21 protein-coding genes and 1 tRNA gene are annotated in these 19213 nt (G+C 66.8%); 7 read left to right on the top strand and 15 right to left on the bottom strand.

Translation table 11 applies throughout. The annotated features are described in order from the left end of the window. A partial coding sequence (locus tag F3J10_RS26710) for a PTS transporter subunit EIIB (RefSeq protein ID WP_167243370.1) occupies nt 1-574 on the top strand: 574 nt, incomplete at its 5' end. A gap of 119 nt (nt 575-693) precedes the next feature. On the opposite strand, the gene cydX is transcribed toward F3J10_RS26710, so the two are convergent. From cydX to rpoH, 5 genes are all read right to left on the bottom strand, one after another. Further along, a complete protein-coding gene (gene cydX / locus F3J10_RS26705) occupies nt 694-813 on the bottom strand; it encodes a cytochrome bd-I oxidase subunit CydX (protein WP_013699435.1) in 120 nt (39 codons plus the stop codon). Nucleotides 814-879: 66 nt separating this feature from the next. Further along, on the bottom strand, nt 880-2016 hold the full coding sequence (cydB, locus tag F3J10_RS26700) for a cytochrome d ubiquinol oxidase subunit II (RefSeq protein WP_025097022.1): 1137 nt from the start codon (nt 2014-2016) through the stop codon (nt 880-882). A gap of 37 nt (nt 2017-2053) precedes the next feature. After that, entirely contained in the window at nt 2054-3625 is a 1572-nt protein-coding gene (locus F3J10_RS26695) for a cytochrome ubiquinol oxidase subunit I (RefSeq protein WP_167243369.1), read from the bottom strand. After that, nucleotides 3615-3884, bottom strand: a complete 270-nt coding sequence (gene cydP, locus F3J10_RS26690) for a cytochrome oxidase putative small subunit CydP (protein WP_166911853.1) — start codon at nt 3882-3884, stop codon at nt 3615-3617. The genes F3J10_RS26695 and cydP overlap by 11 nt, the downstream gene beginning before the upstream one ends. A gap of 388 nt (nt 3885-4272) precedes the next feature. Beyond that, entirely contained in the window at nt 4273-5208 is a 936-nt protein-coding gene (rpoH, locus tag F3J10_RS26685; protein WP_013699431.1) for an RNA polymerase sigma factor RpoH, read from the bottom strand. Between the two features lie 376 nt (nt 5209-5584). On the opposite strand from rpoH, the gene F3J10_RS26680 reads away from it, so the two are divergent. Next, nucleotides 5585-6154 carry an acyloxyacyl hydrolase gene (locus tag F3J10_RS26680; RefSeq protein WP_025097019.1) on the top strand — a complete coding sequence of 190 codons (570 nt, stop codon included), beginning with the start codon at nt 5585-5587 and terminating at the stop codon, nt 6152-6154. Nucleotides 6155-6193: 39 nt separating this feature from the next. Beyond that, nucleotides 6194-6580, top strand: a complete 387-nt coding sequence (locus F3J10_RS26675; protein ID WP_025097018.1) for a nuclear transport factor 2 family protein — start codon at nt 6194-6196, stop codon at nt 6578-6580. Between the two features lie 182 nt (nt 6581-6762). Here the strand turns inward: F3J10_RS26675 and leuA are convergent, their stop codons facing one another. Then, a complete protein-coding gene (gene leuA / locus F3J10_RS26670) occupies nt 6763-8415 on the bottom strand; it encodes a 2-isopropylmalate synthase (protein WP_166911851.1) in 1653 nt (550 codons plus the stop codon). Nucleotides 8416-8914: 499 nt separating this feature from the next. Next, nucleotides 8915-9895, bottom strand: a complete 981-nt coding sequence (gene ybiB / locus F3J10_RS26665) for a DNA-binding protein YbiB (protein ID WP_167243368.1) — start codon at nt 9893-9895, stop codon at nt 8915-8917. 213 nt (nt 9896-10108) lie between these two features. On the opposite strand from ybiB, the gene maiA reads away from it, so the two are divergent. Then, complete coding sequence (maiA, locus tag F3J10_RS26660) at nt 10109-10753, top strand: maleylacetoacetate isomerase (RefSeq protein WP_167243367.1); 645 nt, start codon at nt 10109-10111, stop codon at nt 10751-10753. 72 nt (nt 10754-10825) lie between these two features. Here maiA and ftsY read toward each other — a convergent pair whose 3' ends face one another. After that, nucleotides 10826-12007, bottom strand: a complete 1182-nt coding sequence (gene ftsY / locus F3J10_RS26655; protein ID WP_167243366.1) for a signal recognition particle-docking protein FtsY — start codon at nt 12005-12007, stop codon at nt 10826-10828. A gap of 189 nt (nt 12008-12196) precedes the next feature. Between ftsY and rsmD the strand changes: the two genes are divergently transcribed. The 3 genes from rsmD to F3J10_RS26640 all read left to right on the top strand — a co-directional run bounded on the left by rsmD (nt 12197) and on the right by F3J10_RS26640 (nt 13762). Then, a complete protein-coding gene (gene rsmD / locus F3J10_RS26650; RefSeq protein WP_025097013.1) occupies nt 12197-12811 on the top strand; it encodes a 16S rRNA (guanine(966)-N(2))-methyltransferase RsmD in 615 nt (204 codons plus the stop codon). 111 nt (nt 12812-12922) lie between these two features. Further along, the gene (gene coaD / locus F3J10_RS26645; protein WP_025097012.1) at nt 12923-13423 is read left to right on the top strand and encodes a pantetheine-phosphate adenylyltransferase; all 501 of its coding nucleotides are present in this window, start codon (nt 12923-12925) and stop codon (nt 13421-13423) included. A gap of 66 nt (nt 13424-13489) precedes the next feature. Continuing rightward, nucleotides 13490-13762, top strand: a complete 273-nt coding sequence (locus F3J10_RS26640; RefSeq protein WP_013699422.1) for a YfhL family 4Fe-4S dicluster ferredoxin — start codon at nt 13490-13492, stop codon at nt 13760-13762. Between the two features lie 146 nt (nt 13763-13908). Here F3J10_RS26640 and hisC read toward each other — a convergent pair whose 3' ends face one another. From hisC to lolB, 7 genes are all read right to left on the bottom strand, one after another. After that, a complete protein-coding gene (gene hisC, locus F3J10_RS26635) occupies nt 13909-14976 on the bottom strand; it encodes a histidinol-phosphate transaminase (RefSeq protein ID WP_167243365.1) in 1068 nt (355 codons plus the stop codon). Nucleotides 14977-15071: 95 nt separating this feature from the next. Beyond that, nucleotides 15072-15677, bottom strand: coding sequence for an aminoacyl-tRNA hydrolase (gene pth / locus F3J10_RS26630; protein WP_025097010.1), 606 nt, complete (start codon nt 15675-15677; stop codon nt 15072-15074). Nucleotides 15678-15773: 96 nt separating this feature from the next. Then, nucleotides 15774-16388 (bottom strand): 50S ribosomal protein L25/general stress protein Ctc, encoded by a 615-nt coding sequence (locus tag F3J10_RS26625; RefSeq protein ID WP_025097009.1) that lies wholly within the window; start codon nt 16386-16388, stop codon nt 15774-15776. 155 nt (nt 16389-16543) lie between these two features. After that, on the bottom strand, nt 16544-17500 hold the full coding sequence (locus F3J10_RS26620; protein WP_025097008.1) for a ribose-phosphate pyrophosphokinase: 957 nt from the start codon (nt 17498-17500) through the stop codon (nt 16544-16546). A gap of 45 nt (nt 17501-17545) precedes the next feature. Continuing rightward, nucleotides 17546-17622 (bottom strand) — tRNA-Gln (locus tag F3J10_RS26615). A 52-nt stretch (nt 17623-17674) separates the two neighbouring features. After that, complete coding sequence (gene ispE / locus F3J10_RS26610; RefSeq protein WP_025097007.1) at nt 17675-18553, bottom strand: 4-(cytidine 5'-diphospho)-2-C-methyl-D-erythritol kinase; 879 nt, start codon at nt 18551-18553, stop codon at nt 17675-17677. Nucleotides 18554-18582: 29 nt separating this feature from the next. Then, a complete protein-coding gene (gene lolB / locus F3J10_RS26605; protein ID WP_167243364.1) occupies nt 18583-19167 on the bottom strand; it encodes a lipoprotein insertase outer membrane protein LolB in 585 nt (194 codons plus the stop codon). Nucleotides 19168-19213: the final 46 nt, after the last annotated feature.

Here is a 19213-nt window from a genome sequence, read left to right as displayed (position 1 = left end):
CGCGATCCGCTATATCGCGGCGCTCGGCGGCGCGGCCAACCTGTCGGTGGTCGATGCCTGCACCACGCGCCTGCGTCTGTCGGTGGTCGATCCCGAGAAGGTTTCGGAAGCGAACCTGAAGGCGATCGGCGCGCGCGGCGTGCTCAAGCGCGGCGGCAGCAGCGTGCAGGTGATCATCGGGCCGGAAGCGGACCTGATCGCCGACGAGATCCGCTCGGCGATCGGCAGCGGTGCGGCAGCGGTCAGCGCGCCGGCGGCAGCGGCAGCGGCAGCGGCGGCGGTGCCGGCTGGCGAGGCGGGCCCGCTCGATCCGGATCCGATGCGCTGGCTGGCCGTGTTCGGCGGCGCGACCAACGTGCTGTCGCTCGACGCGGTGGCGACCACGCGGCTGCGCGTGGTGGTGCGCGATCCATCGGCCGTCGATCGCGATCGCCTGGCGAGCCTTGACGTGGCCTGGGTCTCGACCGACACCTTCCACATCGTCTGCGGCTCGGCGGCATCGCGTTACGCGCAGCAACTGTCGACACGTCTGCCGTCGACCGGCACGGGCGGCGCGGCGGCCCAGCCGGCCTGATCCGGGCCAGGGAAACCCGGTCGGGCAGCGTACCGCCCGACCAGTGGTTTCTAGCGGCGCATCAAGCACAAAAGGCACCCTCGGGTGCCTTTTGTCGTTTCTGCCGTGGAGCGGAAAGCTCAGTGCTGGCCTTTCTGCTTCTGCGCGTCGAGCGCTTCCTGCGACTCGAGCCACATCGCATTGATGACGCCGAAGGACAGCGCCACGCCGATGCCGAGGATCCAGGTGAAGTACCACATAGTCAGTCTCCGGAAGAGAGCGGGTCGGTTGCTGCAAGCCGGGCCGAGCGGGGCCCGGCGCATGGGTCAGTAAAGCGAATGGCTGTTGTCCTCGAGCACCTTCGGCGTGATCTTGCCGCGCAGCACCCGATAGACCCAGCTGGTGTAGATCAGGATCAGCGGCAGGAACACGATCACGGCCACCAGCATCACCTCGAGCGTCATGTGGCTGGAGGTGGAATCCCAGACCGTCAGGCTGCTGCGCGGGTCGAGCGAGGACGGCATGATGAAGGGAAACATCGAGAACCCGGCCGTCAGGATCACGCCGATGATCAGCAGGCTGGTGGACAGGAAGGCGCTCTTCTCGAAGCGCGAGCAGGCCAGCAGCGCGGCCAGCACGCCGCCGACGAAGGCGATGGCCGGCGCGATCGTCATCCAGGGGTAGCGGTGGTAATTGCTCAGCCACAGCGCGTGGCCGGCCGCGACCTGCTTGAGCAGCGGATTGGCGACAGTATCGAACGGCGCGGCCTGGGTGATCTGGTAGCCGCCGATCGAGGTGCAGATCAGGGCGCCGGCCAGCGCGAACAGCACGATCGCGACGATCGCGCTGACGCGCAGCGCGCGGGCCGCGCGGCGGGCGATCACGCCTTCGGTCTTCATGCGGATGAAGGCGGCGCCGTGCGCGACCAGCATGCTCAGCGAGACCAGCCCGCAGAGCAGCGCGAACGGGTTCAGCAGCGCCCAGAAGCTGCCCGTGTAGGTGACGCGCAGGTCGCTGTCGAAGGCGAAGGGCACGCCCTGCAGCAGGTTGCCGAAGGCCACGCCGAACACCAGGGCCGGCACGAAGCCGCCGATGAACAGCCCCCAGTCCCAGCCGGCGCGCCAGCGCGGGTCGCTGCGCTTGCTGCGGTAGTCGAAGCCGACCGGCCGGAAGAACAGCGCGAACAGCACCAGCAGCATCGCGAAGTAGAAGCCCGAGAACGAGGCGGCGTAGACCAGCGGCCAGGCCGCGAACATCGCGCCGCCGGCCGTGATCAGCCAGACCTGGTTGCCTTCCCAGGTGGCGCCGACCGTGTTGACGATGATGCGGCGCTCGTCGTCGGTCTTGCCGAGGAAGGGCAGCAGGGCGGTGGCGCCCATGTCGAAGCCGTCGGTGAGGGCGAAGCCGATCAGCAGCGTGCCGACCAGCACCCACCAGATCACCTTCAGAGTTGCGTAGTCCATGACGATTCCTTGTGCGGTTTCGGTGAGCCGGGCGCGATCAGGCCGCCGGGGCCGCCTGCTGTTCGTGGTGGTAGCGGCCGGTATGCAGCGAGGACGGGCCGAGGCGCGCGTACTTGAACATCAGCGTGATCTCGATCACGAACAGCGCCGTGTAGAACAGGATGAAGCCGGCGAGGCTCAGGTAGAGATCGGTGGGCGTGAGGCTGGAGGCCGACAGGTGGGTAGGCAGGATGCCGGCGATGGTCCAGGGCTGGCGGCCCACCTCGGCCACCACCCAGCCGAACTCGGCGGCCAGCCACGGCAGCGGGATCGCCCATACGGCCCAGCGCAGGAACCAGCGGCGCTTGGGCAGCAGCAGTTCGCGGCGCGCGCAGAACCAGAAGGCGAGCACGAAGGTGGCGAGGAACATGAAGCCGAGCAGCACCATCAGGCGGAACGAGAAGAACACCGGCGCCACCGGCGGGATGGTCTTCTTCGCGGCTTGCTCGATTTGCTGCGGCGTGGCGTCGGTGACGTTCGCGGTGAACTGCTTGAGCATCAGCCCGTAGCCGAGATAGGTCTTGTGCGCGTCGAAGCTGGCCTGGGTGGCCGCGCTGGTATCGCCTGCCTTGAGCTTCTCGAGTGCCGCGTAGGCGATCATGCCGCTGCGGATGTGGTCCTCGCTGCGCTTGATCAGCTCGTTGAGGCCGACCACCGGCTCGTTGATCGAGCGGGTGGCGATCAGGCCCAGCGCATAGGGAATGCGGATCGCGTAGTCGGTGCGCTGCTCGGCCTGGTTCGGGATCCCGAAGATCGTGAAGGCGGCCGGCGCCGGCGTGGTTTCCCATTCCGATTCGATCGCGGCCAGCTTGACCTGCTGCACTTCGCCGGTGGTGTAGCCCGATTCGTCGCCGAGCACGATCACGCACAGCGTCGAGGCCAGGCCGAAGCCGGCCGCCACCGCGAACGAGCGCAGCGCGAAGGCGGTGTCGCGGCGGCGCAGCAGGTACCAGGAGGAGATGCCCAGCACGAACATCGAGGCCGTCACGTAGCCGGCCGACACGGTATGCACGAACTTGACCTGCGCGACCGGGTTGAACAGCACGTCGAACAGGCTCGACAGTTCCATGCGCATGGTCTGGTAGTTGAACTCGGCGCCCACCGGGTTGTTCATCCAGCCGTTGGCCACCAGGATCCAGAGCGCCGAGAGATTCGAGCCGAGCGCCACCAGGAAGGTGACGATCAGGTGCTTGACGCGCGAGAGCTTGTTCCAGCCGAAGAAGAACAGGCCGACGAAGGTCGATTCGAGGAAGAAGGCCATCAGCCCTTCCACCGCGAGCGGCACGCCGAAGATGTCGCCGACGTAGTGCGAGTAGTAGGACCAGTTGGTGCCGAACTGGAATTCGAGCGTAATGCCGGTGGTCACGCCCATCGCGAAGTTGATGCCGAACAGCTTGCCCCAGAACTGGGTCATGTCCTTGTAGACCTGCTTGCCCGTCATCACGTAGACGGTTTCCATGATCACGAGCAGCCAGGACAGGCCGAGCGTGAGCGGGACGAACAGGAAGTGGTAGAGCGCGGTGATGCCGAACTGCAGACGCGACAGGTCGACGACTTCGCTACTGATCATGGTGGGCTCCCTTGGAGGAATCGGGGGCCGTCGGCCCGAGCAGGCGGGCGGCGACGACGGCGGGCGGCAACTGCATGTGCTCGGCCTGCGGGTGATTGAAGAACGCGTACTTGAGCGCCATCAGCAGCACCAGCTTGAGGGCCAGCACGACCGACAGGTCGCGCACCAGGGTGGGCCCCCGGGCCCAGGCGATGACGCGTGTGCGCAGCGTGGACCGGGCATCCTGCGAGGCGGATTTGCGGGTGAGGATCAGCGGCATGATCTGGTGGACGGCGCCCTGAGGTCGTTGGTTTTGAGACGATCGTGGCGCTGGCCGGCGCCGTGGGGAGAACACCAAAATTCTAAAATTGTGCGGTGCGATATTTGCGAATTCATCTGCGGCGGACGGTCGCGAAATGGCCTGCCGCATTTGATGTGTCGCAAGTCTTGATCGAATCGTGTCCGGCTTTGAGAAACAGTAGGGTCGATTGCCGAATATCCCAATTTATAGGTCGAAATCCGGCCCTTGTCAGGTAGATGGCATTCCGCGCCGAGGCGATCAGGATTGCTGATCGAAAACGCGGCGCAAAAGGAAAAGGCCCGCTGTCGTGAGACAGCGGGCCTTGGGGGAACTGCGTGGCGGGCCGGCGATCAGCCGGCCGCTCGCGTCATGCGTAGGCGGCGAGCGCGGCGCGCATCTTCTTCATCGCGCTGGCCTCGATCTGGCGGATCCGCTCGGCCGACACGCCGAATTCGGCGGCCAGGTCGTGCAGCGTCGAGCCGCCCGAGCCATCGTCCTCGACATTGAGCCAGCGCGCCTCGATGATGCGGCGGCTGCGCGCGTCGAGCGACTCCAGCGCTTCCGAGATGCCGTCCGTCTGCAGGCGGTCGCGCTGGCGCGAGGCGATCACGGCGGTCGGCTCGTTGTGCGAGTCGGCCAGGTAGGCGATCGGCGCGAAGGATTCCTCGCCGTCGTCGACCTGCCCCTCGAGCGCGATATCGCCGCCCGACAGACGCGTTTCCATCTCGGCGACATCCTCGCGCTTGACGTTCAGCTCCTGGGCGAGGCCGTCGATTTCCTCCGGCGTCATCGCCTGCATGCCTTTCTTGTGGCTGCGCAGGTTGAAGAACAGCTTGCGCTGCGCCTTGGTGGTCGCGACCTTCACCATGCGCCAGTTGCGCAGGATGTATTCGTGGATCTCGGCCTTGATCCAGTGGATCGCATACGAGACCAGGCGCACGTTCTGGTTCGGATCGAAGCGCTTGACGGCCTTCATCAGGCCGATATTGCCTTCCTGGATCAGGTCGCCGTGCGGCAGCCCGTAGCCGAGGTAGTTGCGCGCGATCGACACCACCAGGCGAAGGTGCGACAACACCAGCCGGCGGGCCGATTCGAGATTGTTCTGGTCGCGGAATTCGGTCGCGTACTGGCGCTCTTCCTCGAGCGTCAGCATCGGGATCCTGTTCACCGACTGGATATAGGCGTCGATATTGCCCAGCTGGCCGGGCAGCATCGATTGGGACGCGAGCGCCAGCGAGCCTGCCGACGAGGCCTTCGCAGGCACCGGGCCAAGCGTATTCGGAAGGGTCAGAGCGTTGCTCACTTACGTAAACTCCTTTGGAATCAGGGACAAGCCCCGTTACAAGGCGATTCCACGAGCTATCTTAGCACTCTCGCCAAGTGAGTGCTAAAGACTTAGAGGGGGCAGGGCCATTCGAGTTCCCGCAGATCTATCGAAGTTCTCATGTCGATAGATACTACTCGTTTCTACCTAGGTGCAGCGGATCGTGATCGATTCAAATTGACGTTTTTTCAATCACTTTCCGGCACAGGATTTCGATTCTTGTCGATTGCGAAGCAAACCATTTCGCGAGACGATGCCGATCAGAAATGTCCTTTACCATAAGATGCTGTTCGATTTGAGCCGGACGCGAGACCCGCGCCGGCGCTCCATTCAACCCCGGAATCTGGAGTGAAGGATGCAGAACAAGAAAAGTCTCAGGGCGGGACGGTGGCTGGCTGGCGCGGTGCTGGCCGCCACCCTGGCGGGCGGCTCGAACGCCGCGTTCGCCGACCGCTGGGGGGTACAGCTCGCGGGCGGCATCGCCGACCACGACATGAAGAAGGCCGATCTCGGCGTGGTCTGGGATCCTGGCTGGTCCTGGTGGCAGATGGGCGACTGGCATTTCACCTTCGTGATGGAAGGTCACGCCTCGTACTGGCATTACGGCGGCGATCACGCCGTCAATGCGAACATTGGCGAATTCGGGGTCACGCCGGTGTTCCGCTTCATCAAGCGCAGCGGCGCGATCCGGCCGTTCTTCGAGGCCGGCGTGGGCCTGCGCCTGCTGACCCACCCGACCATCGCGACCAACTACACGATGTCGACGGCGTTCCAGTTCGCCGACATGGTCGGCGTTGGCGCGCAGTTCGGCGGCCACCAGCAGTACCAGGCCGGCTTTCGCTTCCAGCACGAGTCGAACGCCAGTATCAAAGATCCGAATCCTGGTATAAATTTCAGCCAAATCTACGTGCAGTACAACTTCTGAACGGCACGCGCCCGGCGCGCGGAGTCTGGGAGTGCGGCGATGATGGCGAAAGTGATCGAGGCGATCCGTGCACTGGAGCGCGACCGGTTCCGCGCGATGGTCGAAGGCGATGGCGAGGCGCTCGACGCCTTGCTCTCGGAACACGTCTACTACGTGCATACCAATGGCAAGCGCGAGTCGAAACAGCAGTTCATCGACGCGATCACCGCCGGCCGGCGTCGTTATCGTCAGATCGAAGTGCAGTCGCAGGACGTGATGCCGGTCGGCGGCGAGGCGTTTGTCGTCACCGGCCGCGTGATCGTCGAGCTCGAGGCGAACAACGGCGGCATCGTCTTCCCGATCGCCTATACCGCGCTACAGGCCCAGGAAAGCGGGCAGTGGCGCTTGCTGGCCTGGCATGCCACGCGCTGCGCGACCGAAGCCTGAAGCCCCGCGGTGGCGGGACGCTGGTGAATGCGGTTGGCATTCATCGGCATTCGAAGCGGCCTGCTGGGCCGCTTTTTCATTGCGCGGCGCCGAGGATCGCTCGACGTCGCACCGGTCGCGCAAGGCGTGCCGGCCGGGTTGTCGGGGCCGGCCGGACCATGGCTGATGAGGCTTGATCGGGTTCAGGCCGCCGCGCGGCGATCCGAGCAATGCCAGTCCGAGCGGTTGATCGAGCTGGCGAGCGCATCGATGGCGGCCACCACGGCTTCCTCGTGCGCGCCGACGCCGTAACGCATCGGCGCGTCGCCCATCCTGGCGCCGACGAATACGGCCACGCGGCCGTCGACGGTGCGCGCCGACTCGACCGAGACGATCTCGATCGTGGTGCCTGCCGCGTTCGCGAATGCCGCGGCGGCATGCGCGACCACCGCTTCCTCGCCGGCGTCGCCGGGAATCGCGGCACCCGCGGCAATCTCGTGGCGCTGCCAGCTCATGGTGCCGCCGTGGCGCGCGGCCGGCCCGGTGGTCTCGAAATACTCGCGACGGAACAGCGAGCAGATCGCGTCGCCCGTCACCTCCTCGCCCGAGCGATCGGCCACCGTCTGCACCGCGTGGCTGAACTCGATCTGCACGCGGCGCGGCGGCGTGAAGCCCATGCCGCGCTCGAGCAGATAGGTCGCCCCGCCCTTGCCCGACTGGCTGTTGACGCGGATCACGGCGTCGTAGCTGCGGCCGAGGTCGGCCGGGTCGATCGGCAGGTAGGGCACTTCCCAGATCGCGTCGGGACGCTGCTGGGCGAGACCCTTGCGGATCGCATCCTGGTGCGAGCCCGAGAAGGCCGTGAACACCAGGTCGCCCGCATAGGGATGGCGCGGATGCACCGGCAACTGGTTGCAGCGCTCGACCACGCGGCGCACCGCGTCGATGTCGGAGAAGTCGAGGCCCGGGTCGATGCCCTGCGTGTAGAGGTTGAGCGCGAGCGTGACGAGATCGACGTTGCCGGTGCGCTCGCCGTTGCCGAACAGGCAGCCTTCGATGCGATCGGCGCCGGCCAGCAGGGCGAGCTCGGCGGCGGCCACGGCGGTGCCGCGGTCGTTGTGCGGATGCACCGACAGGACGATGCTGTCGCGGTAGCCGAGGTTGCGGTCCATCCATTCGATCTGGTCGGCGAACACGTTCGGCGTGGCGGCCTCGACGGTGGCCGGCAGGTTCACGATCATCTTGTGATCGCGGGTCGGGCGCCAGGTCTGGGCGACCGCGTCGCACACCTCGCGGGCGAAGGCCAGTTCGGTCATGCTGAATGTCTCGGGCGAGTACTGGTAGGTCCAGTGCGTGCCGGGGCGCGCCTGCGCCTGCTCCTTGATCATGCGCGTGCCATCCACCGCGAGCGCCTTGACCTGCTCCTTCGAGAGCCCGAACACGATCTTGCGGAACGACGGGCTGATCGCGTTGTAGAGATGGACGATCGCGCGCGAGGCGCCGTCGAGCGCTTCGAAGGTGCGGGCGATCAGGTCCTCGCGCGACTGCACCAGCACCTCGATGGTCACGTCGTCGGGAATCCGCTTCTCGTCGATCAGCTTGCGCACGAAGTCGAAGTCGGTCTGCGAGGCCGAGGGAAAACCGACTTCGATTTCCTTGAAACCGATCGCGACCAGCATCTCGAAGAACTCGAGCTTCTGCTCGATGCTCATTGGCTCGATCAAGGACTGGTTGCCGTCGCGCAGATCGGTGCTCATCCAGATCGGCGCCTGCTCGATGCTGCGGGTCGGCCACTTGCGGCCGGTGAGTCGGACGGGTTCGAAGGGGCGGTACTTGTCGGCGGGGTTGCGCTTCATCTTGGCCTCGAGGCGATTCAGTCGCGAGCGAAGACGGGCGGCAACGGATCAGGTGGCGCTGCCTGCGCACGGCCGCGCGAGTTCGCGTGACGATGCGGCGGATCTTCGCGGTCGCCCGACGGATGGACGGACGACGGCTGACGACTACGGGTTTTAAAAAACGACGAGAAGGAACTGCGAGAACTGCTCAGGGGGGACCGTGCGGGGTGCACGGCGCGACGACAGCTTTACGCTAGTCGTAGCGATAGCGACCGCGCTAGGCGGCCGGAGGTAATTCGGAGGGGGTTCGGAAAGGAACGCATGGCGACAACTTTATGCGATGTCGTTTCGCGTTGTCAATCGGTCAAGTGGCGGCAGCCTGTCGCAATTCGGACAGGTCTTGCCGCGGATCGGACGCGAGGAGTTAGGACGATGCGATCGAGACCCGAATAGGTGGTTCGGCAGGCGATGCCTGGGGAGGCACCGGCTGCCGGCGCCCGAGTTTCGATGGCAGCCCGGCTCAGCCCTCGATGCGCGCCACGCGCAGGATCGTCTCGACCTGCCGCGCCAGCGCCTCGGGCACGGCCACCTCGCCGGCCAGCGCCGCGCGCGTCCAGGCGGCCGTGGTGGCCGCGTCCTTCGACTCGGGCAGCTCCACCGGCGGCGCGTCGGGCGAGGAGCGCTCCGGTGCGACCAGCGTCTCGCAGAGCCCGTCGTGCAGCCAGTCGACCTGCACCTGCCGGCGCGTGTCGGCCACCGCCTCGCCCTCGGTGCCGCGCGCGAGCAGCGCGCCGCCCGCGGCCGCCTCGGGATGTTCGCGGAACAGTTGCGCGAGGCTGTCGCGGTAGGGCGGATGCGTGTAGTTGACGAGCCGCAGCCCGAGCGGCGCGAACGGCTGCAGCAGCTTGACCAGCGTATGCGTGGAGTTGCGCACGCCGAGCACGCGGCGCAGCGCGAGCAGCCGCGCGAGCTTCGGCGCCAGCGCCTCGAGCGGCATGAAGGCGACCCGGCGCGCGGCCAGGTCGCGCTCGGCATCGGCATGCGAGGCCGCAGCCGGCATCGCCAGTTCGGCGAAGATCTCGGCGCTGGTCACGCGACCCGGATCGACGCTGACGCCATGCACCAGCACCGGCACGCCCTCGCGAGCCAGCAGCAGGGCCAGCAGCGGCACCAGGTTGGGCTGCTTGCGCGCGCCGTTGTAGCTCGGGATCGATACCGGCCGATAGGCGCCGCGCTCGCCCGCGAGCGGCGCGAACGAGGCTTGTGCCGCCGCCAGCATGGCAGCCAGCTCCTCGGCCGTCTCGCCCTTGAGCCGGTAGGCGATCAGCACCGCGCCCAGCTCGACGTCCGAGACGCGGCCGTCGAGCATGGCCTGGTAGAGCGCGAAGGTATTCTCGGGCGACAGCGCGCGGGCGCCATGCGGGCCGCGGCCGATCTCCTTGATGAAGCGGGCGCAGGCAAACGGTTCGAGCGGGGCGGATTGGGGGCGGACGTCGGTCATCGAGGCGTGGGGGCTTGGGGCTCGGGCCTCGCCTTGACGCGCCGTCGCCCGGATCTGCGGGAAGCCCACTGAGTACCGCATTTGCCGGATTCTGGCAAGCACGCGGCCCGGCTGCGCCATGGTCGAAGGCGCGCTTCAGGCCTCGGCGCGGCGACGGAAACCGGCACAATGACGCATTCATTCCCGCGTCGATTCCATGAGGGACCGCAACCGATGAAGCTCTACGGCTATTTCCGCAGCTCCGCCTCGTTTCGCGTGCGCATCGCGCTGCACCTGAAGGGGCTGCCCTTCGACTACCAGGCCGTGCACATGCTGCGCGGCGGCGGCGAGCAGTTGCGCGAGGACTACCGCGCGCTGAATCCCGACGCGCTGGTGCCGACCCTCGTCGATGGCGCGGTCACCTTGCAGCAGTCGCTGGCGATCCTCGAGTATCTCGACGAGACCGTGCCCGAGCCGCCGCTGCTGCCGCGTTCGCCGGCCGGTCGCGCGCATGTGCGGGCGATCGCGCTGCAGATCGCCTGCGAGATCCATCCGCTCGACAACCTGCGCGTGCTGCGCTACCTGAAGCGCACGCTCGGCGTGGCCGAGGAGCCCAAGAACGCCTGGTACCGGCACTGGATCGAGCAGGGTTTCGCGACGCTGGAAGCGAAGCTCGCCGCGGATCCACGCACCGGCAAGCTCTGTTACGGCGATACGCCCACGCAGGCCGACCTGTGCCTGATCCCGCAGATCTACAACGCGCAGCGTTTCGAGCTCGACCTGGCGCCCTATCCGACGCTGGCGCGCATCCACGCGCATGCGATGACGCTCGATGCATTTCGCGCGGCGGCGCCCGAGGCGCAGCCGGATGCGGAATAACGAAGCGAGGGTGGCGACGAAAAGGAAAAAGGACGCCGAGGCGTCCTTTCCTGTTTCCTGGCGAGGCCGGGCTCAGCCCAGCAGCGCGTCGGTGAACTCCTCGGCATTGAAGGGCTGCAGGTCCTCCACCTTCTCGCCGACGCCGATGAAGTAGACCGGCACCGGCCGCTGCCGCGCGATCGCGGCGAGGATGCCGCCCTTCGCGGTGCCGTCGAGCTTGGTGACGATCAGGCCGGTGAGGCCCAGCGCGTCGTCGAAGGCCTTCACCTGGGCGAGCGCGTTCTGGCCGGTGTTGGCGTCGATCACCAGCAGCACCTCGTGCGGCGCGTCGGCCTGTGCCTTGCCGATCACGCGCTTGACCTTGCGCAGCTCCTCCATCAGGTGCAGCTGGGTGGGCAGGCGGCCCGCCGTATCGGCCATCACCACGTTGATCTTGCGCGCGCGCGCGGCGCCCACCGCGTCGAAGATCACCGCGGCCGGATCGCCGCTTTCCTGCTGCACCACCGTCACGTTGTTGCGCTCGCCCCAGATCGCGAGCTGCTCGCGCGCGGCGGCGCGGAAGGTGTCGCCGGCGGCCAGCAGCACCGACTGGTCGAAGCTCTGCAGGTGCTTGGCCAGCTTGCCGATGCTGGTGGTCTTGCCGGCGCCGTTGACGCCCGCGATCATCATCACCAGCGGCTGCGCGCGGCCCAGCATCAGCGACTTCTCGAGCGGCGCGAGCAGCGCGATCAGCAGGCCGCGCAGGGCCGCCTTGACCTGCTGCGGATCGGTCAGCCGCTCGGCCTTGACCTTCTCGCGCAGCGCGCCGAGCAGGTACTCGGTGGCGTCGACGCCGGCGTCGGACATCAGCAGCGCGGTCTCGAGCTCCTCGTAGAGATCCTCGTCGATCCTGGTGCTGACGAAGACGCTGGTCAGGCTGGAACTGGTCTTCGACAGGCCCGAGCGCAGGCGCGCGATCCAGGATTTCTTGGCGGCCGGCTTCGGCGCGGGCGGCGGCACGATCTCGACGGCCGTGACGGCCTGCGCTTCGTCTTCGTGCGCGGCGGCGGGGAGAGCAGGGGCGACTTGCGCGGGCGCGGCCGGCTCGACCGGAACCGCCGGCGCCGGGGTGGGCGCGGCGACCCGCTCGACGGGCCGGGGCGCCTCGGCCGCGGGGGCCTCGGCGTCGTCCTGCCGGTCCGTCGGCGCGTCCTGGTCGTCGGTCGGCGCGCCGTCGGCCTTCGAGCCGATCAATCGTTTGAAGAAGCTGAACATGGTCTGCTGGCTTGGGGAAGAGGGGCGGGAACGCGGCGGCTCGGCCGGCGACCCAAAACACGTGATTTTATCAGGCGCATCATGCCGCGCGTCGTGTCGAGCGCGGCGAGGCCCGTCGCCGGCTGTGGTAACGTGCGCCTGTTCCGGGCCCCGAGCCCGTCCCGATCACCCCGTTCCAGCCGATTTCGTATGCCCCGTTCGCCCTCCGCCCGCCCGTCCGCCAGCGCCGCCCGCGGCAAGCCGCACTCGGTGCGCATCATCGGCGGCGAGTGGAAACGCACGCCGCTGCCGGTACTCGACCTCGACGGCCTGCGTCCCACGCCCGATCGCGTGCGCGAGACGCTGTTCAACTGGCTCGGCCAGGATCTCGACGGCCGCCGCTGCCTCGACCTGTTCGCCGGCACCGGCGCGCTCGGTTTCGAGGCCGCCTCGCGCGGCGCGGCCAGCGTGGTGATGGTGGAGCGCAATGCGCGCGCGGCCGGGCAATTGCGCGCGATTCGCGAGAAGCTGTCGGCGCGCAACGTGGAAGTGGCCGAGGCCGACGCGCTGCGGCTCGCGGCGGGCTTGGCGCCCGCTTCGTTCGAGGTGGTGTTCCTCGATCCGCCCTTCGGCGATGCGGAACTGTTCGCGCGCGCCCTGACGCTCGCGGCGCGGCTCGTCGCCCCGGGCGGCGACCTGTACGTGGAATCGGGCGAGCCGCTCGATCCCGCCGGGCACGAGGCGCTGGCCGGCTGGGTGGTGACGCGCGAGGGCAAGGCCGGCGCGGTCCACTATCATTTGCTGCAACGCGAAAATGATGAATAATGCGCGTTTCCAACGAGGCGCCGCGTGTGATCCGCGACGTGCGCCCATCACGGCGGCGGCGCGCGAACCGTATTGCTGCTGCCCCAATTGCAAGTTCACAGGAGGAGCGACATGGTAGTCGCCGTGTACCCGGGTACGTTCGATCCGCTGACGCGCGGGCACGAGGATCTCGTGCGACGCGCCTCGAGCATTTTTGATACGCTGGTCGTCGGCGTGGCCGACAGCCGGGCGAAAAAGCCGTTCTTCTCGCTCGAGGAGCGCCTGAAGATCGCGAACGAGGTGCTCGGCCATTATCCGAACGTGAAGGTGATGGGCTTCACCGGCCTCCTGAAGGACTTCGTGCGCGCCAACAACGCGCGCGTGATCGTCAGGGGGCTGCGCGCCGTCTCCGATTTCGAGTACGAGTTCCAGATGGCCGGCATGAACCGCTATCTGTTGCCCGACGTCGAGACCATGTTCATGACGCCGTCCGACCAGTACCAGTTCATCTCGGGCACCATCGTGCGCGAGATCGCCCAGTTGGGCGGCGATGTCAGCAAGTTCGTATTCCCCTCGGTCGAGAAGTGGCTGACCGAGAAGGTGGCCGCGATGGGCCAGCAGCCGGCCGAGTGAGGCGCGAGGCTTCGTCGCCGGCCCAGCAGCATGTGCCGGCGCGAGGCCGGCGGAAGTGAGACCAGCATGGCTTTGATGATTACCGACGAGTGCATCAATTGCGACGTGTGCGAGCCCGAGTGCCCGAACGGCGCGATTTCGATGGGTCCGGACATCTACGTGATCGATCCGAACAAGTGCACCGAATGCGTCGGCCACTTCGACGAACCGCAGTGCCAGCAGGTCTGCCCCGTCGAATGCATTCCGCGCGATCCGCAGCACGCGGAGACGCAGGACCAGTTGATGGCGAAGTACCGCCTGCTGATCGCCTCGGGCGACGAAGGCGGCACCTCGTCCTGAGCTGGCGCCGGCGCGCCTCGGGCTCGCTCGACGATTGGCGCGAGCCGACATGAAACAGGCCGATGGGCGTTTGCCCATCGGCCTGTTTTCGTTTGGCGGTCCATGGCGGGCCGCCGCGGCTCGGCAAGCAGGCCCGCGCGGCCTCCTCAGCCCAGCAGTTCGCGCAGCGCGGCCACCAGCGCCTCGCATTCCGCGTCGGTGCCGATCGTGATCCGCAGGTACTGGTCGATGCGCGGCAGCTTGAAGTGCCGAACGAAGATCTCGCGCGTCTTCAGCGCGGCGGCGAGCTGGCCCGCGTCGTGGCCGGGATGGCGCGCGAACACGAAGTTCGCGGCCGAGGGCACGATCTCGAAGCCGAGGCTCGTCAGCGCGGCGTCCAGGCGCGCACGGCTCTCGATCACGCGCGCGCAGCCGGCCTCGAAATAGTCGCGATCCTCGTAGGCGGCCTGGGCGGCGACCTGGGCGAGCCGGTCCAGCGGATAGGAGTTGAAGCTGTCCTTGACGCGGTTCAGCGCCTCGATCAGCTGCGCGTCGCCAAAGGCGAAACCCACCCGCATGCCGGCCAGCGAACGTGCCTTCGAGGTGGTGTGCACCACCAGCAGGTTCGGATGGCGGGCGATCAGCGAGATCGCCGATTCGGCGCCGAAATCGACATAGGCCTCGTCGACCACCACCACCGCGTCGGGATTGCCCGCCACGATCCGCTCCACGTCGGCGAGCGGCAGGGCGCGGCCGGTGGGCGCGTTCGGATTCGGGAACAGCACGCCGCCGTTGCCGCCGAGATAGTCCTCGACGCGGATCGAGAAGTCCTCGGCGAGCGGTACCGCCTCGTATTCGACGCCGTACAGGCGCGCGTAGGTCGGGTAGAAGCTGTAGGTGATGTCGGGGAAGCGGATCGGCCGCTCGTGCTGGAGCAGGGCCTGGAAGGTATGGGCGAGCACCTCGTCGGAGCCGTTGCCGACGAATACCTGGTCCGGGCTCAGGCCGTGATGCGCGGCGACGGTCTCGCGCAGGCCGCGCGCGAGCGGGTCGGGATAGCGGCGCAGCGATTCGCCGGCCTCGCCGAGCTCCCGCGCGATCGCCGCGACCACGCGCGGCGAGGGCGGATACGGGTTCTCGTTGGTGTTCAGCTTGACGGGGTTCGCCAGCGCCGGCTGTTCGCCCGGCACATAGGGAACGAGCTGCTCAACGATCTTGCTCCAATAACGGCTCACCACGGGCTCCTGACTGAAAACGTGCAGCTTAACGCAGGCGGCGCGCGCCGGGCGCGTCGCTGCGGGCATGGAAATGGCGAACGGGCTCGCGCCGCTCAGGCGCCGTTGCGATGCAGCTGCATCACCGCGCGCTCGGTTTCGCCCTTCACGAAGATCGGCATCACGGCGAGCGAGCGCTCGATCGAGGCGTCGATCACCTCCTGTTCCTCGCGGCGCGGCGGCTTCAGCACGAAGTTCGCCACGTCGGGCTTGGCGCCGGCACGCGCGCCCTCGGGGATCAGCTCGCGCGGATGGCCGATGCCGATTCGCAGTCGCCAGTATTGCTGCGAGGACAGATGCGCCGAGATGTCCTTCAGGCCGTTGTGGCCGCCGCTGCCGCCGCCGAGCTTGAGCTTGACTGAGCCGGGCGGCAGGTCGAGCTCGTCGTGCGCGACCAGGATCTCGTCGGGCAGGATCTTGAAGAACTGCGCCACCGCGACCACCGACTGGCCGGAGCGGTTCATGTAGGTCTGCGGCTCGAGCAGGTGCACTTCCTCGCCATACAGCCGTGCCTTGGCGTAATGGCCGTGGAAGCGTCGCTCGTCGCGCAGCGACGCGCCGGCTTCGCGGGCGAGCTGGTCGACCAGCCAGAAGCCGGCGTTATGACGCGTCGCCGTGTATTCGGCGCCCGGATTGCCGAGGCCGACGATCAGTTTGATCATGATGTTGAGGCCGCAAGAATGAAAAAACCCGCCGGGCGAGCCGCGGCGGGTTGCTTCGACCGTCCATCCCGCGACGGTGCGAATGTGCTGGACAGCTTAGGCAGCCGGCGTTTCGCCTTCGCCTGCAGCAGCTTCGTCCGACACGGCGCCGGCCGGGATCGTCGCGGTCGCGATCACCGGGTTTTCGGCGTCGACGTGCGCGACCAGCGAGACGCCGTTCGGCAGCACGATGTCCTTGGCGTGGACCGATTGACCGGCTTCCAGCTTCGACAGGTCGACTTCCAGGAATTCCGGCAGGGCGGCCGGCAGGCACTCGATGTCGAGTTCCACGACCACGTGCGAGACGACGGCGCTCGACAGCTTCACGGCCGGGCTGACTTCGGCGTTCAGGAAGTGGACCGGCACCTTGGTGTGCAGCTTCTTCGATGCATCGACGCGCTGGAAGTCCACGTGCAGCACGAGCTGGCGGAACGGGTGGTATTGCACGTCACGCAGCAGCACGTTTTGCGACTTGCCGGCCACTTCGAGATCGAGGATCGACGAGTGGAAGGCTTCCTTCTTCAGGGCGTGCCACAGGGCGTTGTGATCGAGTTCGATCATTTGCGGGGCAGCTTCGCCACCGTAGACGATACCCGTGGTCTTGCCCGTGTTGCGCAGGCGGCGGCTCGCACCCGTACCTTGCAGTGTGCGCTCGAAAGCGACGACTTTCATGAGATTCTCCATTGCTGCCCGCGACCAGGCAGTTGAACGAGGCCTTGCGGCCCCAAAAAACCGGCCCGGGTTTCGTCCTTCCGGGCCGTTTGTGCAAAAAGCGAAGCTTCAGGCTTCGCTTTTCGCGGACTACCGAATTCGTGCGATCGCCGGGATCAGGACTCGGCGAACAGCGACATCACCGAATCGCCGCGGCGGATGCGCGCGAAGGTTTCGGCGAGCAGATCGGCGCTCGACAGCGCGCGGATCTTGGCGCAGCCGAGCGACTCTGCGCTCAGCGGGATGGTGTCGGTCACGACCAGTTCGTCGAGTTCCGAGGCGTCGATCCGCGCTGCCGCGCCGCCCGACAGCACCGGGTGCGTCGCGTAGGCGAACACGCGCTTGGCGCCGCGCTGCTTGAGCACTTGCGCGGCCTTGCAGAGCGTGCCGGCGGTATCGACCATGTCGTCCATGATCACGCAGGTGCGGCCTTCGACTTCACCGATGATGTTCATCACCTCGGCGACGTTCGCCTTCGGGCGACGCTTGTCGATGATCGCGAGATCGCAGTTCAGTTGCTTGGCCAGCGCCCGGGCGCGCACCACGCCGCCGACGTCCGGCGACACCACCAGCAGGTCCGGATGGTTCTGCTTGCGCAGGTCGCCCAGCAGGATCGGCGTGGCGTAGATGTTGTCGACCGGGATATCGAAGAAGCCCTGGATCTGGTCGGCATGCAGATCCATCGTGATGATCCGCTCGACGCCGGCGATTTCCAGCATGTTCGCGACGATCTTCGCGGAGATCGCGACGCGCGCCGAACGCGGGCGGCGATCCTGGCGCGCATAACCGAAGTAGGGGATGGCGGCGGTGATCCGGCCGGCGGATGCGCGCTTGAGCGCATCGACCATGATCATCAGTTCCATCAGGTTGTCGTTCGTCGGTGCGCAGGTGGACTGCAGGACGAAACAGTCCTTGCCGCGCACGTTTTCCTGGATCTCGACCTGGATTTCACCGTCGGAGAAACGGCTGACCATGGCCTTGCCAAGCGGAATACCGAGATTGTCGACGACTTTCTGCGCAAGCGCGGGGTTCGCGTTGCCAGTGAAAACCATCAGGCCGTCATGGCTGCTCATCATGAACCTGCTTCGGGCTGGGGGCGGGAATAACTGAGGAAACTTTGGCAGGGGAGGAAGGACTCGAACCCTCGCATGCCGGAATCAAAATCCGGTGCCTTGACCAACTTGGCGACTCCCCTACACTCAACTTTGAGCTTCACCGGAAGTGTAGGACATCCGATGCAGCAAAACTTATGACGCGAAAGCGAAGAGTGGATGTTCACCCAGGCTTCCGGTAACAGCGCTGTTCCAGTCTGCCGGCAAGGTGGCTTGTGCTGCCTGAGCCTCCTGCTTGCTACCGAACGCTGCGAAGACACTAGCTCCAGAGCCGGTCATCCGCGAAGGGGTCAAATCATACAACGCTTTGACTACCTTTGCAACTTCCGCGTACTTCTTTGTCACAACCGCTTGCATGTCGTTTTGGCCGAAGCTGTCTGGCCAACCCTTGCTGCTTTGCTGTGCAAGAAAGTCCGTAATTGTGATGGGTCTCGAATCTCTTGTCAACGACTTATCTGAAAAAATTTCAGCGGTCGGTACGTGAACTCGAGGCGTCACAACCAGGAACCAGCGAGCCGGCAATTCTACCTGCTCCAGTGCCTCTCCGATACCCTCCGCGAACGCATTTTTTCCGAACACGAAGAAGGGCACGTCGGCGCCCAGTTTCACGGCCAGCGCCTGAAGTTCAGCGCGCGGCAGGTCGAGTTTCCAGAGGCGGTTCAGGGCGAGCAGGGTGGTGGCCGCGTCGGAGCTGCCGCCGCCCAGGCCCGCGCCCATCGGCAGCACCTTGTCGATCTCGATGTCGACGCCGAGCGTGGTGCCCGTGTGAGCCTGCAGCAGGCGCGCGGCGCGCACCACCAGGTCCTGTTCCTCGGGCACGCCCGCCACCTCGGTGAGGCGGTGGACCTCACCGTCCTCGCGCAGCGTGTAGTGCAGCCGGTCGCCCCAGTCGAGCAACTGGAACACGGTCTGCAGCGAGTGGTAACCATCCGGGCGGCGGCCCGTGATGTGCAGGAACAGGTTGAGTTTCGCCGGGGCGAGGCAGTCGCGCAGCGAGCGGGATGTATCGGTCATGCTTGGGGACTTCTTGGCAAAAGGCGGGATCAGCGGTCGAGCACGAGCTTGATGTCGAGCGGCGGATCCTCGCGTGTCAGGTTCAGGCGCTTGACGCCGGTGGCGGGCGCGTCGGCGTAGGCGAGGTAGTCGATGGTCCAGCCGTCCTGGCGGATCTGCTTGATCTGCGTGCCGCTCTCGCGCACCACGTCGGCCGGCGTGGACGGCGAAGGCTGCGGCAGCATCCAGTAGCGCAGCCCGTCGAGCGGCAGCGCGAAGCCGAGCGTGTCGCGCATCAGCTGGCCGACGTCGGTAGCGCTGCGTGGCGCGCGGCCCGGCATCTCGAGCGAGGCGTTTTGCGGCGAGGAGCGCACGATGGCCAGCGTCTGGCCGAGCGGGCTGCGCAGCTCGAGCGTGATGGCATTGCCGGTTTCCTGCCAGGCGAAATTGCCGTAGACGTTCTGCGGCTTGCCGAGGCGGTCGTCGTAGCGGACCGCGAAGCGGCCCGTGTAGGCGTGCGCGGCCTGGGTGGTGATGACGTCGGCGCCCGGCGTCGCGGTGCCGGCGAGCGCCTGATCGAGGTGGGCCGCGCGCTGGTGGACGGCGGCATGCAGCTCGGCGGCGTGCTCGCGCATGCGGGGTCGAGCTACGACTATCACCGCCACGAGGACCTGGTGCGGA

This window comes from Burkholderia sp. Cy-637 (genome assembly GCF_011753175.1).
GTDB lineage: Bacteria > Pseudomonadota > Gammaproteobacteria > Burkholderiales > Burkholderiaceae > Burkholderia > Burkholderia gladioli.
This window is presented reverse-complemented; position numbering and strand designations above follow the sequence as displayed.